Source organism: Pseudomonas sp. LARHCG127 (assembly GCF_052871455.1).
On the sequence record NZ_JBIXJT010000006.1, the window covers coordinates 160,611 to 172,675 of the forward strand.

Here is a 12,065-nt window from a genome sequence, read left to right on the forward strand (position 1 = left end):
TTGACCTGAAACACCCCGCTGCTTGATTTCGGGGCCGCTTCGCGCCCCAGCGGGAGCAAGCTCCCTCGCCACCTTGGTGACAACTGTCGATGGGGCGGATACGCCGCTGGCGGTTTCGACGGGCCGGATTCAAGCCGGCGCCAGCCCAGCCGATAACCCTATCAATGATAGCCCCTGGCCTTGCCGGGCTCTGCCAGTTGCATAGGGTAATGATCAATGGGTTTGCCGCTGAATCGCCTGCTGATGTGGGGCGTCCTGATGTTCCTCGCTGCAAGCGCTTGCGCGGCAGAGACACCGCTGCGCATCGTGACGGAGGAGTTGCCGCCCTACAACATGACGCAGGACGGGCGCGTGACCGGCATGAGCACCGAGGTGGTCCAGGCCGTGCTCAAGGAAGTCGGCATGGACGCACCCATCCAGCCCATGCCCTGGGCCCGGGCCTACGAAATGGCGCTCAATGAAAGCAATGTGCTGATCTATTCGATCGTCCGCACGCCTGCACGGCAATCGCTTTTCCAGTGGGTGGGCACCATTGGCCCGACCCAGTGGTACATCTATTCCCTGGCAGACCGGCCGGTCAAACTCAACTCGCTGGCCGATGCCCATGGCCACCAGATCGCCACGGTCAATCAGGACGTGGGCGAGCAGTACCTGGTCTCGAAAGGCTTTCGCATCGGCGAAGACTTGCAGTCGAGCACCAAGTACGAACACAACTACCGCAAGCTCAAGGTCGACCACGTGGAGCTGTGGATTTCCAATGAGCTCAACGCGCTGTACCTGACGCGCCAGAATGGCGAAGACCCGGACAAGGTGCTGATCCGCTCCTTGGCGCTGCCCGAACTGAGCAGCCCGGACGGCCTGAGCATGGCGTTCAGCCGCAAGACGCCGGCCGAAACCGTGGAGAAGTTCCGCGTTGGCCTTGAGACCATCCGGCGCAACGGGGTCTACGACGCCATCCTGCGCAAATGGTTATGACATGGATAACCCTTTCCGCACGACGTCCTCCCTGCCACCAGAGACCAAGGCGTTCAGCTCCCTGGGCCGGCGCCTGGTGCTGGCAACGCTGTTGTTCTGCCTGGTCTTTACCCTGGCCATGGTCACCTGGCGCACCTGGCAGGCCTGGGAAAACAACCTGGCGGACATGAATTCGGAATTGGCCCTGATCGATCAGGTGTTCCAGAACACCCTGGCCTACGCCATTTGGGAACTGGACCGTGAATCCCTCGACCAGCAAATCACCAGCGTCGCCGCGGCCGCTCCCGTGGGTCGCGTGGTGTTGAACATCTTGCGCCCGGGACAAGCGCCGGAAGTCATCGAACTCAAGCGCTACGCCGTCGATCAATCGGGCGTGGTGCCGGTGCTGCATCGCCAGCTCATCGCCCACCCCTACGCCGGGGCCCATGAAAAAGTCGGTGAGCTGACCATTGAAGGCGACAACAACCTGCTGTGGGAGCGCCTCTGGAGCGAAGCACGCGGCATCGTCATCACCCAGCTCATCCAGTCCTTGCTGCTGGCTGGGTTGGTCATGACCATGTTCAACCGCCTGGTGACCGTGCATGTGGTGCATATCGCCCGTCACCTGGGTGAACTCGCGCCGCACACCCTCAAGCATCATCTCAAGCTGCAACGAGCGGTGCAGCGCCAGGACGAACTGAGCCTGCTCGAGTTCCAGGTCAATGAACTCCAGGACAATCTGCGCGCCCACCTCGAACGCCAACACTCGGACGAACTGGCCTTGGCCGCCAGCCGCGATCAAATGGCCGAACTGGTCGAGGCCCGCACCGCGGAACTGAAGGCGGCGAACCAGTCGCTTGAAGCGCTGTCCCGTCACGATGCCTTGACGGGCCTGGCCAACCGTCGCTATTTCGACGAATTGAAGGAGATCGAGTTTCGCCGGGCGATCCGCCACAACACCCCGCTGGCCGTGCTCATGTGTGACGTCGATTTCTTCAAGATCTACAACGACACCTACGGCCACATGCAGGGCGACCTGTGCCTGAAAGAGATCGCCGAAACCCTGCGCACTGTGTTCGGCCGCTCAGGCGAACTGACCGCCCGCGTAGGCGGCGAAGAGTTCGTCGTGGTCCTGCCCAACGTCGACGCGGCCCAAGCCTGCGAAGCCGCCCAACGCTTGCGCGCCAGCCTGGCGGAACGTGAGCTGCCCCACAGCGGTTCCAAGGTTTCGCCTTTCGTCACCGTGAGCATCGGCGTCGCCGAGCTGGACCCGCAGACCATGGACCATTTCGATCAACTGCTGCAACGCGCCGACCAGGCGCTGTACCGGGCCAAACACCAGGGACGCGACCGCGTCGCCCTGTAATTACTCTCGCGCGCCATGAGGTCTATCTATGCACTATCGCCTGATACTCTGCTCGTGCTTGCTACTCGCCTCGATCAGCCTGCACAGCCACGCCGACACAATCGAAGTGGTGACCGAAGACTCCCTGTACGCCCATCAGCGTGACGACAAGGTCATCGGGCCGGGCATTCGCATCGCCGAAGAAACGCTGAAAAGCGCGCAGCTCACCGATTACAGCCTGTCGCTGTACCCGTGGGCCCGGGCCTACGAAAAGGCGCTGCACGAGCCCAACGTGCTGATCTTCCCGCTGGACCGCACCCCGGCCCGCGAACAATTATTCAAATGGGTAGGTGAAATACATCGCGTGGCGAGCCGGCTCTATAAATTGCGCGACAATAAAGACATCGCCGTCAACAGCCTCGAAGAAGCCAAGCAGTACAGCATCGGCGTGGTGCGAAACGACGCCAAGCAGATCTACCTGCAACAACGTGGATTCACCCGGCTGGTCATCTCGGCCAACAACCACGACAACTTTGAAAAACTGCTGAATCGCCAGATCCAGTTACTGCCGATGCCGGAGAATACCGCGCGCCTGATGAGCAAGGATGCCCAGGTGGATTTCACTTCGCTGGAAGAGGTCTATACCCTCGACGAACAACCCCACAGGGTCCACTTGGCCTTCAGCCTGAGCACGCCGGATGACGTGGTCGCCAAGGCCCAACTCGCTTTCGAAAAACTCAAGGCGTCCGGTGAAGTCGCACGAATCATGAACGAACAGCGGTAGACTCTGGGGGATCACACCGCAAGCAACGATGAGGTATGTCCCGATGAGTAAAGCGTCCTACGTTCCGCCCAAGGTCTGGAAAAACGACGCCCCGTCTGGCGGCCAGTTCGCCAGCATCAACCGCCCAGTCGCCGGGCCGACCCACGAAAAAACCTTGCCCGTTGGCAAGCACCCGCTGCAGCTCTACTCCCTGGCCACGCCCAACGGCGTGAAGGTGACCATCCTGCTGGAGGAGCTGCTGGCGCTGGGTCATGCGGGCGCGGAGTACGACGCCTGGCTGATCCGCATCAACGAGGGCGACCAGTTCTCCAGCGGCTTTGTCGAGATCAACCCCAACTCCAAGATCCCGGCCCTGCTGGACCGCAGCGTGGAACCCGCTATCCGTGTCTTCGAGTCCGGGTCGATCCTGCTTTACCTGGCGGAAAAATTCGGCGCCCTCCTGCCCACCGATCCGGCAGGTCGCACCGAAACCCTGAACTGGCTGTTCTGGCAGATGGGCTCCGCCCCGTACCTGGGCGGTGGCTTCGGGCATTTCTACGCCTACGCGCCGGAGAAACTCGAATACCCGATCAATCGCTTCACCATGGAAGCCAAGCGCCAACTCGACGTCCTGGACCGCCGCCTTGGCGAAAGCCACTACCTGGCCGGCGATGACTACACCATCGCCGACATCGCGGTTTGGCCCTGGTATGGGCAACTGGTGCGCAACAACGTGTACGGCGCCGCCGAATTCTTGAGTGCTCACGAATACACCCATGTGCAGCGCTGGGCTGAAGAGATCGCCAAGCGCCCCGCCGTACAGCGTGGGCAGCGGGTCAACCGCACGTGGGGCGATGAAGCGAGCCAGGTGCCGGAACGGCATGAGGCTGGGGATTTGGGCTGAGGCCAGGTCCCATGTCGGATCGCTGGTAAACCCCGGTTTCTCGACTGGCACAAATCTCCTTGTGGGAGCGAGCCTGCTCGCGAAAGCGGTGGATCAGTTAGCCTCGATGCTGAATGTGCCGACGCCATCGCGAGCAGGCTCGCTCCCACATTGGAGGGGTGGTGCAACGCGGTTTCTCGACTGGCACCGCCCCCCTGTGGGAGCGAGCTTGCTCGCGATGGCGGTGGATCAGCTTGCATCAATACTGAATGTGCCGACGTCATCGCGAGCAAGCTCGCTCCCACATTGGATGGGTGGTGAACCTCGGTTTCTCGACTGGCACCGCCCCCCTGTGGGAGCGAGCTTGCTCGCGATGGCGGTGGATCAGTTGGCCTCGATGCTGAATTTGCCGCCGTCATCGCGAGCAAAGCTCGCTAATTCCCGCTCTGCAAAAAAATCTGTTTGACAGCTTACGAGGCCCATTGAGTTTTCTCAGGATATACGCCCTCCTTCCAGAGCCTCGCTAATTTGATGCTTGCCCTCTGCATCCATTCTCCGTCTTGGTCTAATGGGCACGCAGCAAGTACCGTTAGCGTTCCCCGCACTTTGTTTAGCCTAAGAACACCAACATCCGCACCCCGCCCAAAAGAGTAGTCAACGTACTCCTCGGTATCAGCAATCTTGTCCATTTCAATGTAAAAGGCCATATTTTTCAGTCCTACCTTCGTTACTTCGTTAACGGGACACCGCCGTTAACGCGGAACAGCGGACGATCGGAGCAATAATGAAATGGGGTGTGGCCGACGGTTTTTGCTTCTGATCGTTCGGTCATTTGCGACCTCCACTGACTGAGATGCAGCAGGACCGCGATACAGAGCTGCGGAGCAGATGAGGCTGTTTGCTTGATCTATTGATATGCATTGTTCAACTCCCTTGATTCGAAGAGCTGCCGCATCCGTTACCAAGCGAATGGGTGGCAGCTGTGCGCAGGTTGGTAAACCGGGGAATCAAGGAAACCGGCACGTCAGAAGACGTCCCACGCACAGCTGCCATAAAACAAAATCGCAGGCCTGAAAGCCTGCAATCCTGTCCGTGCACTGTTACGCCTTATTCCACCGGGTTACCAAGCCCGGTCGCTGAATGTGCAGCGACATCCAGAGCGTAACGCGACAGAAAACCTCCGGCGAGAGGCTTAGGGCTAGAATAGTGCTTTTGGTGGGATTTTCAGAAGCTTCCTACACGAGCCCCAATGCTCGCAGTCCATCAGGGACAGACACGTTTTGCGGACGCGGCTCAAATTCTCGAAGCACCTTTGAAAGGCTTGAGCACGCGTTGCGAGCAGGGGTACATCAAGAGGCACAGGTATTGGAGCAGATTTATGGGGATCCCTCAGGATTTGTCCCCCGTTATCCTGATACCTCCGACTGGCAAAACGTATCGCTCACCGAAGTGTCGATGATGATCTCGAAATGATCTTTGTCATGCTTGACTATCGGTGAAACTGAGCTGATTAGCATGAGTTCAACGAGCTTCCCACAGATCTTGATCTTTTGGCGATTGAATGACCTTAGCTTCTCTTCATCAGTGCGATTTTCGACGTACGAACTGAAAATTTCTCGCTCGTTCCCTCCGCTCTGGACAACGTTAGGACAAGACGTAGCTTCGAAGTCTTCACAGTAAGCTATTGGCACTGCGAGTTTATTTACAATGCGCAGCTCGTATAAAAAAACTTGCTCTTCCAGATTCTGTGCCAGAAAACAACCAGATAGCACCAGCGGCAGACCCAACGCTTTAAGGACGTTTAGAGATATAAATAAAATTTTTGACATCGTTCTCACTCGCAATAGATCGGTCAGATTTTGTGCCGCCAGACAAATTTTTGTAAAGGAAACCGGGAATAAACCACGATTACCGAAAAACGTGTTCTGTTCCTAAGGCCCACCCAGAACCTACGATGCTGAAGCTCTGCGCCGCTACTGTGACCGTTACCGGATGCAGCCAATAGTCCCTCTGCGACCCATGAAATGCAAAACCAAGCCCGGTCTGCCTAGCTTGTTTTATCGGCCAAAATGCCGGCAGCGAAACATCATCGAACGCTTGTTCGGCTGGCTTAAAGAAAGCCGCCGCATCGCCACACGCTTCGACAACCTCGCGAAAAGCTATGCAGCGATGGTCTCGTCAGTTTGTGCTATGCGGTGTTTGCGACATTCTCTTTTCGTACAGAGCCTAACTCTTCAGGAAGACCTCGACGTTTACCACCCCAGTCTTGCGATCAACTCGGGTTCGACTAATCACCTTTGCGTCTAACGGCTGCTCGGAAGGTATGTATATTTCAAACACGCCCTCGCCCTCAGTTTCGAATTTCCCCAGCGTCCAATTGAACTGATCCGCTTTCGAGGGCTCCGGATACTCATTTAACGCTAGACGCGTAGCCTCCTTAGCGATTGGCTCCATTTCATCCAAGCTCATCAACCTCTTAATCACCATGGCTTCCACCCATTCAAGCTATCACCGTTCGGCACAAATATGCCTCGTTGCCCCATAGCACGAAAACGGGACAGACCACGTTTTCTAAACTAAGACAGCAATCGCTGCCCCGGTCGATCTCGCTGAGTTCCGCGTCCGAAAATTGCTTAAACTTCATCAGAGAACGTGGTCTGCCCCGCTTCTCCCAAGCAAAAACCGTTCTTTCAATGCAGCCACAACATCACGCATTGCTAAAAGCGGAGGAATCTCATCTTGAGAATATACGCTGCAAGAAGACATATCCTTTGGGTAGTCAAAATCTGTATAAGCTTCCTGAAGGAAATTTATCTTCTCTTCGTAAGAGCCATCTAATGCTTCGATCCATAATAAGAATCCCAGTCGCCACTTATCTACGTCGGAAGCACTATTTGTACTCTCTAGCGTTGAAATTAGACCAATAAGCTCATCGTCACTTAAATCCTCGCCCCCGGCAATGATAGCGACATTCTCATTACTAGCATGACTGCCACTCACAAGCTGATTGACAGCGTAATCAAAAATGTCCTCTCTCTTTACCCACCCCCTTCTAAACCCAACAACAAGTGTCGACCAACTCATCAAACCCAACCCAATCAGTATCTTGAACGGAGACATTTTTTCCATCCTATTTTTGGGACTCTGGTTAGGCAGCCGGGGGAAACGGAGATAGACCACGTTTTCTAAATTAAGACAGTAATCGCTTTCCCAGGCGCCCCGGACGGCCTCGTTGAGCTCGCCGTCCAATCTTTGCTTCAATTTCATCAGAAAATGCGGCCTACTTCCATTTTTCCTGCCTGGCGGGAACGAATGGTGGTGGTTCCTTGGTTTACCGTAGAGAGGCCCCATTCCCAGCCGAGGGGTCTTCAGGCTTTCCCCATAGGAGTATCCTTGGCTCATCATGCACGATCTCTCCTTCATCCGCGGCGCCCTCATAAAAAGCCCCTTCAAACCGATGACTTACAGCGAGGAAAAAACAATGTATCAAACCGCTCTCCAACAAATCCGCGCTGTTTATGACGATAAAACCATTCGTGTTTATCAAGCCTATTCCGATGCTATTGCCGACAGTGCGTTAACACGCGGAACGTTTGTTTCGCCTCCCTTTAAAATGGAGCGCATGACGTGGATTAAGCCATCATTTCTGTGGATGATGTATCGCGCCGGTTGGGGATTCAAGGACGAAGGCCAAAAACGCATCCTTGCCATCGACATAACCCGCGAAGGTTTCGAGTGGGCACTGGCACATAGCTGCTCTAGCCATTCTGAACCTAACATGAGCCACGAGGAATGGAAACAACTCAAAAGCCGCTCCCCGGTACGTGTTCAGTGGGACCCAGAGCGCAATCTACTACTGCAACCACTGCCGTATCGCGCCATCCAGATAGGCCTCAGCCAAGAGGCCGCCCGTTTATATACCGAAGAATGGATTCAGCGGATTACTGACGTAACACCACTGGCCCACAAGATCAATTCACTTGTAATGAATCAGCAGATGGATGAAGCAAAAAAACTACTACCTCCAGAAGCTCCACTGCTAGGAATATGAACCAAAAGGCCCATATACCACTTTGTTGTTCTGCATCGCCTCTTCAAACTCAAGCTGCGTTGGCATAGACTCAAAGTGATCTACCCACTGCTCTTTTATGTGTTCGTACCAGTCTCCAGAGTTCATCTCATGGATTGGCTCCAAAATTTCAATTGGATACAGACCATCATCAGAGAGCCGCTTTAGCGCTTTCTGAGTAGCATCAACATAATCAATTCCAGACGCATAGCAACTTACATATGCCCCAGAAAAATCGGACGGCATGATTGACGACTCAAGCGGCCGAACATGAAAAGGAATAATAAAAACTATCGCCACCTTTACGCCTCTACTTAAGGAAAAAACGGAGACAGACTACGTTTCCAAACCAAGACAGCATCGCTTTCCGGGTGCCCCGGTCGGCCTCACTGAGCTCCCCGCCCGATCATTGCTTCAATTTCATCAGAAAGCGTGGTCTGTCCCCGTTTCTACTTTTTTATCGGGAACAAACAGTTCCCATGCCCCGGCCAATTTTAGATCCCTGATTACACTTAGAGTGCTAGGCCATCCATTGCCATAAACTTTTATATGAACAAGCTCAATTTGCTGATCAACATCGTAGAAAAAAGAAACCTCCAACTCAAAACCTGAATAAATTTCGATCTCAAGTTTTTCACTCAGAAAGCTCAACCCCAGGCTATCAATCAGGCATTCTTTAAACTCTAACGGCAAACGATTGCTCGTCTCAAACTCCCATCCATCCTCACCCAACTTTTTTCTTGCCCCTTCAGGAAGAATGAAAGCGGCCTGATATTTCCCCTTCATGACATCACTCCCATACAAGAACCGAAATTTTATTCAAACCTGCTTTCTTAGCGTCTGCGGTACGATGGTGCTCATCTTGGATCTCCAATCGACCAGCGGAAACCGGGGACACTAAGCCCTCAGGGTTTATCCCCATGCGCTCCCCTATTGACAAAATTTATCGCTTACCGCTCTGTTAATGATGATCTCTGAATGGTCTTTGTCATGCTTGACCACTGGGGACACGGTGCGAATCATCTTGATATCCAGGACCTTTCCACAGACCTTAATTTTTTGACGGTCGAATGCCTCTGAGTTTTCTTCGTCATTATCGACATGCGAATAGAACATTACACTCTCGGTTCCGCCACTCTGGATCACCTTAAAACAGCTCGCAGCATCAAACTCATCGCAATAAATTATTGGCGTTTCCAGATTATTCTTAATACGTAGCTCGTCTAAAAAAACCTGTTCCAAGTCCGGCATCAGAAAACAGCCAGACAACGCCAGCGGCAGACCAGACATCTTAATAACGTTTAGAAATATAGATAAGATTTTTGACATCGCTCTCACTCGCAATAGATCGTTCATATTTTGTGCCGCTAGACAAATTTCTGTAAAGGAAGCCGGGGATAGACCACGATTACCGAAAAACGTGGTCTGTTCCTAAGGGATCCCCAGAACCTACAATGCTGAAGCTCTGAGTCGCTACTCTGACCGTTACCGGATGCAGCCGATAATCCCTCTGCGGCCCATGAAATGCAAAACCAAGCCCGGCCTGCCTAGCTTGTTGTATCGGCAAAAATACCGGCCGCGAAACATCATCGAACACATGTTCGGCTGGCTGAAAGAAAGCCGCTGCATCGTCACACGCCTCGACAAGCTCGCGAAAAGTTATGCTGCGATGGTCTCGTTAGCTTGTGCTATGCCGTGTTTGCAACATTCCTTTTCGTACAGAGCCTAACTCTTCAGGAAGACCTCGACGTTGACCGCCCCAGTCTTGCGATCAACTCGGGATCGACTAATCACCTTTGCGTCCAACGGCTGCTCAGAAGGTATGTATATTTCAAACACGCCCTCGCCCTCAGTTTCGAATTTCCCCAGCGTCCAATTGGACTGATCCTCTTTCGACGGTTCCGGATACTCACTTAACGCCAGACGCGTAGCTTCCTTAGCCATTGGCTCCATTTCATCCAAATTCATCAACCTCTCCATCACCATGGCTCTCACCTATTCAAGCTATCACCGTTCGGAACAAATATGCCTCGTTGCCCCATAGAATTGAACGCAAGAATACGCCAGGTATCGAGACGCATGCGTGGCATATGGAGAGTCCTTTCGTACAAGCCGGACCAAAAACTTAGTCAACTCCAGAAGAGACAGCACCCTTTTCTATTCCCCTACTGTTTCAGTCAATCAAAATACATCAGAAAACTTGATCTGCCCGCACTACCCCAAAGCTGCCAACTGGTTTTCACCATATAACAGACTGCAACGAAACCGCCATCTCTAATGCAACCTTCGAATAATTCACACTACCATCAGAAGCTGGCTGCTGTTTCAATTCATCTAGCGCATACACAACACTAACTTTGTAACCAGGCCGAAATAATCGAACGTCCTCCCTGTCGTTGACATAAATACCAACAGCTCGCACCGAGCCGTCTTTTAGCTTTAAATCAAGCATATTATTCGCTTGATGCTTATCTTGCCCCGCAACATAAGCCCGCAAAATGACGCCAGAAACGAATAACAGCGGCATTTGTCCTTGGCGGATGCTATCCCACCAATCTACTGATCCAAAAAGCCCATAGGTTCCTTTAAGCCCTATAAGCGGGCGAGTTTTATCCATTGTTAAAGCTTGAGTCAACGATACTCTTTCGTGATCTCTTTCCAAGTCATGTTCAAGACGATAAATCAACCTCATTGAATCATCATCCTCGCCCAAGCCAAAAATAATTGGAGAACTCATCCATCCAACCCTCAAAATAAGATCCCTCAGTGACAGACCACGTTTTCTAAACTAAGACAGCAATCGCTTCTCCGAGCCCCCTGGTCGACCTCGCGGAGCTCCCCGTCCGATTGCTGCTTCAGTTTCATCAGAAACGTGTCTGTCCCCGTTTCTCTGTCTCCGTTCCTCCCAGGCAGCGAACTACTTTCCCATACACAAAAAATCATAGGGGAACTATTTTCATGAAATAAGCTCGAGTTTCAACAAGACGTTTTCGCACTTGATTCACATTAAAAATAAAATCTCCGCCTTCAGGGCGATAGCACGCTAGGACTTCCACCGTCTCTTGCAGAAAATCATCGTCCGGATAAGCGCTATCAATCAACACCTCTAAACGATTTGCAGCCTCAATACTTGTATCGCCCCCATCAATAAAATTACCTAATAACATCACAACATCTGTCACTTCCATATTAGCTCCCCGTTGATAAATTAAAGCGGAATTCATTCCCCACTTCCGGTTCAGGAAAAAAATCTTGCCGTAACGGTCAGCAAGCACAACGGGACAGACCACATTTTCTAAACTAAGACAGCAATCGCTTTCTAGGGTGCCGCTGAGCGGCCTCGCTGAGCTCCTGGCCCGATCATTGCTTCAATTTCATCAGAAAAACGTGGCCTGCCCCCATTTCTCTTCATCCAAAAAGCCCATAGGTTCCTTTAAGCCCTATAAGTGGGCGAGTTTTATCCAATGTTAAAGCTTGAGCCAATGATACTCTTTCGCGATCTCTTTCCAAGTCATGCTCAAGACGACAAATCAACCTCATTGAATTATCATCTTCGCTCAAGCCAAAAATAATTGGAGAACTCACCCAGCCAACCCTCAAAACAGATAATTTTTATCGCCAAACTCAGAATCTACTTGTGCGCAATGCTTTTACCCGACAATCGCTAGCATTCTACTTAGCCTTTAAAGAGCGTAACAAAGCGTTAATAGCACTACTTCAAGCGAGCCAGAATTTTGCCCCCCGTCAAGCGCTCTTGATCTTATTCTACGACCAACTGCCAACCTCCACTCCTTGCCTCTTCTTGCGTCAGATCCACAACATCTCTTATTTCAAAAGCCTTTTGATCAAGATTCGACTGTTGATTTAGCATCTTACGCTCACAAACTATCGTCAGAGGCTGTCGAACCTTATCACCAGAAACCGGATAAAATCGTTTTCCGACAACATCAACATTTGAGTTACAGCCTTTACAAGCGAGGATCGTAACTCCATCTGACAACTCAAATTTTTCGACTATGCTCATTGTAAACTTCATTTATTAGAGCCTTAT

14 protein-coding genes and 2 pseudogenes are annotated in these 12,065 nt (G+C 52.5%); 7 read left to right on the forward strand and 9 right to left on the reverse strand.

Going from position 1 to position 12,065, the window contains the following annotated elements:
* Nucleotides 1–216 precede the first annotated feature (216 nt).
* Genes ACIPQ1_RS12445 through yghU form a run of 4 tightly spaced genes read left to right on the forward strand, consistent with a single transcriptional unit; the run spans nt 217 to nt 3,966 of the window.
* On the forward strand, nt 217–975 hold the full coding sequence (locus ACIPQ1_RS12445) for a substrate-binding periplasmic protein (protein WP_250963663.1): 759 nt from the start codon (nt 217–219) through the stop codon (nt 973–975).
* A 1-nt stretch (nt 976) separates the two neighbouring features.
* Nucleotides 977–2,320, forward strand: a complete 1,344-nt coding sequence (locus ACIPQ1_RS12450) for a GGDEF domain-containing protein (RefSeq protein ID WP_411384979.1) — start codon at nt 977–979, stop codon at nt 2,318–2,320.
* Nucleotides 2,321–2,348: 28 nt separating this feature from the next.
* A complete protein-coding gene (locus ACIPQ1_RS12455; RefSeq protein WP_186707364.1) occupies nt 2,349–3,083 on the forward strand; it encodes a substrate-binding periplasmic protein in 735 nt (244 codons plus the stop codon).
* A 43-nt stretch (nt 3,084–3,126) separates the two neighbouring features.
* Nucleotides 3,127–3,966, forward strand: a complete 840-nt coding sequence (yghU, locus tag ACIPQ1_RS12460; RefSeq protein WP_446534206.1) for a glutathione-dependent disulfide-bond oxidoreductase — start codon at nt 3,127–3,129, stop codon at nt 3,964–3,966.
* Between the two features lie 706 nt (nt 3,967–4,672).
* Here the strand turns inward: yghU and ACIPQ1_RS12465 are convergent.
* Entirely contained in the window at nt 4,673–4,777 is a 105-nt protein-coding gene (locus ACIPQ1_RS12465) for a DUF3077 domain-containing protein (RefSeq protein ID WP_186707362.1), read from the reverse strand.
* A gap of 1,118 nt (nt 4,778–5,895) precedes the next feature.
* Between ACIPQ1_RS12465 and ACIPQ1_RS12470 the strand changes: the two are divergent.
* Nucleotides 5,896–6,175: pseudogene (locus tag ACIPQ1_RS12470) on the forward strand (IS5/IS1182 family transposase); the annotation flags it as partial.
* 413 nt (nt 6,176–6,588) lie between these two features.
* On the opposite strand, the gene ACIPQ1_RS12475 reads toward ACIPQ1_RS12470, so the two are convergent.
* Nucleotides 6,589–7,350 carry a DUF2247 family protein gene (locus tag ACIPQ1_RS12475; protein ID WP_446534207.1) on the reverse strand — a complete coding sequence of 254 codons (762 nt, stop codon included), beginning with the start codon at nt 7,348–7,350 and terminating at the stop codon, nt 6,589–6,591.
* Between ACIPQ1_RS12475 and ACIPQ1_RS12480 the strand changes: the two genes are divergently transcribed.
* The gene (locus ACIPQ1_RS12480) at nt 7,349–7,996 is read left to right on the forward strand and encodes a DUF4291 domain-containing protein (RefSeq protein WP_446534208.1); all 648 of its coding nucleotides are present in this window, start codon (nt 7,349–7,351) and stop codon (nt 7,994–7,996) included. The genes ACIPQ1_RS12475 and ACIPQ1_RS12480 overlap by 2 nt on opposite strands.
* On the opposite strand, the gene ACIPQ1_RS12485 is transcribed toward ACIPQ1_RS12480, so the two are convergent.
* The 3 genes from ACIPQ1_RS12485 to ACIPQ1_RS12495 all read right to left on the reverse strand — a co-directional run bounded on the left by ACIPQ1_RS12485 (nt 7,985) and on the right by ACIPQ1_RS12495 (nt 9,370).
* Nucleotides 7,985–8,260 carry a hypothetical protein gene (locus tag ACIPQ1_RS12485; protein WP_446534209.1) on the reverse strand — a complete coding sequence of 92 codons (276 nt, stop codon included), beginning with the start codon at nt 8,258–8,260 and terminating at the stop codon, nt 7,985–7,987. The two genes, ACIPQ1_RS12480 and ACIPQ1_RS12485, sit on opposite strands and share 12 nt — an antisense overlap.
* A 177-nt stretch (nt 8,261–8,437) precedes the next feature.
* Complete coding sequence (locus ACIPQ1_RS12490) at nt 8,438–8,800, reverse strand: hypothetical protein (RefSeq protein WP_446534210.1); 363 nt, start codon at nt 8,798–8,800, stop codon at nt 8,438–8,440.
* Nucleotides 8,801–8,944: 144 nt separating this feature from the next.
* Nucleotides 8,945–9,370, reverse strand: coding sequence for a hypothetical protein (locus ACIPQ1_RS12495; RefSeq protein ID WP_446534211.1), 426 nt, complete (start codon nt 9,368–9,370; stop codon nt 8,945–8,947).
* 94 nt (nt 9,371–9,464) lie between these two features.
* Here ACIPQ1_RS12495 and ACIPQ1_RS12500 point away from each other — a divergent pair.
* Nucleotides 9,465–9,743, forward strand: a pseudogene (locus ACIPQ1_RS12500) (IS5/IS1182 family transposase); the annotation flags it as partial.
* Here the strand turns inward: ACIPQ1_RS12500 and ACIPQ1_RS12505 are convergent.
* From ACIPQ1_RS12505 to ACIPQ1_RS12520, 4 genes are all read right to left on the reverse strand, one after another.
* Entirely contained in the window at nt 9,740–9,982 is a 243-nt protein-coding gene (locus ACIPQ1_RS12505) for a hypothetical protein (protein ID WP_446534212.1), read from the reverse strand. The pseudogene ACIPQ1_RS12500 and the gene ACIPQ1_RS12505 sit on opposite strands and share 4 nt — an antisense overlap.
* Nucleotides 9,983–10,253: 271 nt before the next feature.
* The gene (locus ACIPQ1_RS12510) at nt 10,254–10,751 is read right to left on the reverse strand and encodes a hypothetical protein (RefSeq protein WP_446534213.1); all 498 of its coding nucleotides are present in this window, start codon (nt 10,749–10,751) and stop codon (nt 10,254–10,256) included.
* Between the two features lie 202 nt (nt 10,752–10,953).
* A complete protein-coding gene (locus ACIPQ1_RS12515) occupies nt 10,954–11,238 on the reverse strand; it encodes a hypothetical protein (RefSeq protein WP_446534214.1) in 285 nt (94 codons plus the stop codon).
* 536 nt (nt 11,239–11,774) lie between these two features.
* Nucleotides 11,775–12,038 carry a hypothetical protein gene (locus ACIPQ1_RS12520; RefSeq protein ID WP_446534215.1) on the reverse strand — a complete coding sequence of 88 codons (264 nt, stop codon included), beginning with the start codon at nt 12,036–12,038 and terminating at the stop codon, nt 11,775–11,777.
* Nucleotides 12,039–12,065 lie beyond the last annotated feature (27 nt).

Excerpts from the sequence above, each read along its gene's own strand:
- ACIPQ1_RS12450 (WP_411384979.1), top strand. The coding sequence starts at position 977 with ATGGATAACCCTTTCCGCACGACGTCCTCCCTGCCACCAGAGACCAAG.
- ACIPQ1_RS12515 (WP_446534214.1), bottom strand. The coding sequence starts at position 11,238 with ATGAATTCCGCTTTAATTTATCAACGGGGAGCTAATATGGAAGTGACA.
- ACIPQ1_RS12520 (WP_446534215.1), bottom strand. The coding sequence starts at position 12,038 with ATGAGCATAGTCGAAAAATTTGAGTTGTCAGATGGAGTTACGATCCTC.
- ACIPQ1_RS12480 (WP_446534208.1), top strand. The coding sequence starts at position 7,349 with ATGCACGATCTCTCCTTCATCCGCGGCGCCCTCATAAAAAGCCCCTTC.
- ACIPQ1_RS12505 (WP_446534212.1), bottom strand. The coding sequence starts at position 9,982 with ATGAATTTGGATGAAATGGAGCCAATGGCTAAGGAAGCTACGCGTCTG.
- ACIPQ1_RS12475 (WP_446534207.1), bottom strand. The coding sequence starts at position 7,350 with ATGATGAGCCAAGGATACTCCTATGGGGAAAGCCTGAAGACCCCTCGG.
- ACIPQ1_RS12445 (WP_250963663.1), top strand. The coding sequence starts at position 217 with ATGGGTTTGCCGCTGAATCGCCTGCTGATGTGGGGCGTCCTGATGTTC.
- ACIPQ1_RS12465 (WP_186707362.1), bottom strand. The coding sequence starts at position 4,777 with ATGACCGAACGATCAGAAGCAAAAACCGTCGGCCACACCCCATTTCAT.
- yghU (WP_446534206.1), top strand. The coding sequence starts at position 3,127 with ATGAGTAAAGCGTCCTACGTTCCGCCCAAGGTCTGGAAAAACGACGCC.
- ACIPQ1_RS12490 (WP_446534210.1), bottom strand. The coding sequence starts at position 8,800 with ATGAAGGGGAAATATCAGGCCGCTTTCATTCTTCCTGAAGGGGCAAGA.
- ACIPQ1_RS12485 (WP_446534209.1), bottom strand. The coding sequence starts at position 8,260 with ATGCCGTCCGATTTTTCTGGGGCATATGTAAGTTGCTATGCGTCTGGA.
- ACIPQ1_RS12455 (WP_186707364.1), top strand. The coding sequence starts at position 2,349 with ATGCACTATCGCCTGATACTCTGCTCGTGCTTGCTACTCGCCTCGATC.
- ACIPQ1_RS12510 (WP_446534213.1), bottom strand. The coding sequence starts at position 10,751 with ATGAGTTCTCCAATTATTTTTGGCTTGGGCGAGGATGATGATTCAATG.
- ACIPQ1_RS12495 (WP_446534211.1), bottom strand. The coding sequence starts at position 9,370 with ATGAACGATCTATTGCGAGTGAGAGCGATGTCAAAAATCTTATCTATA.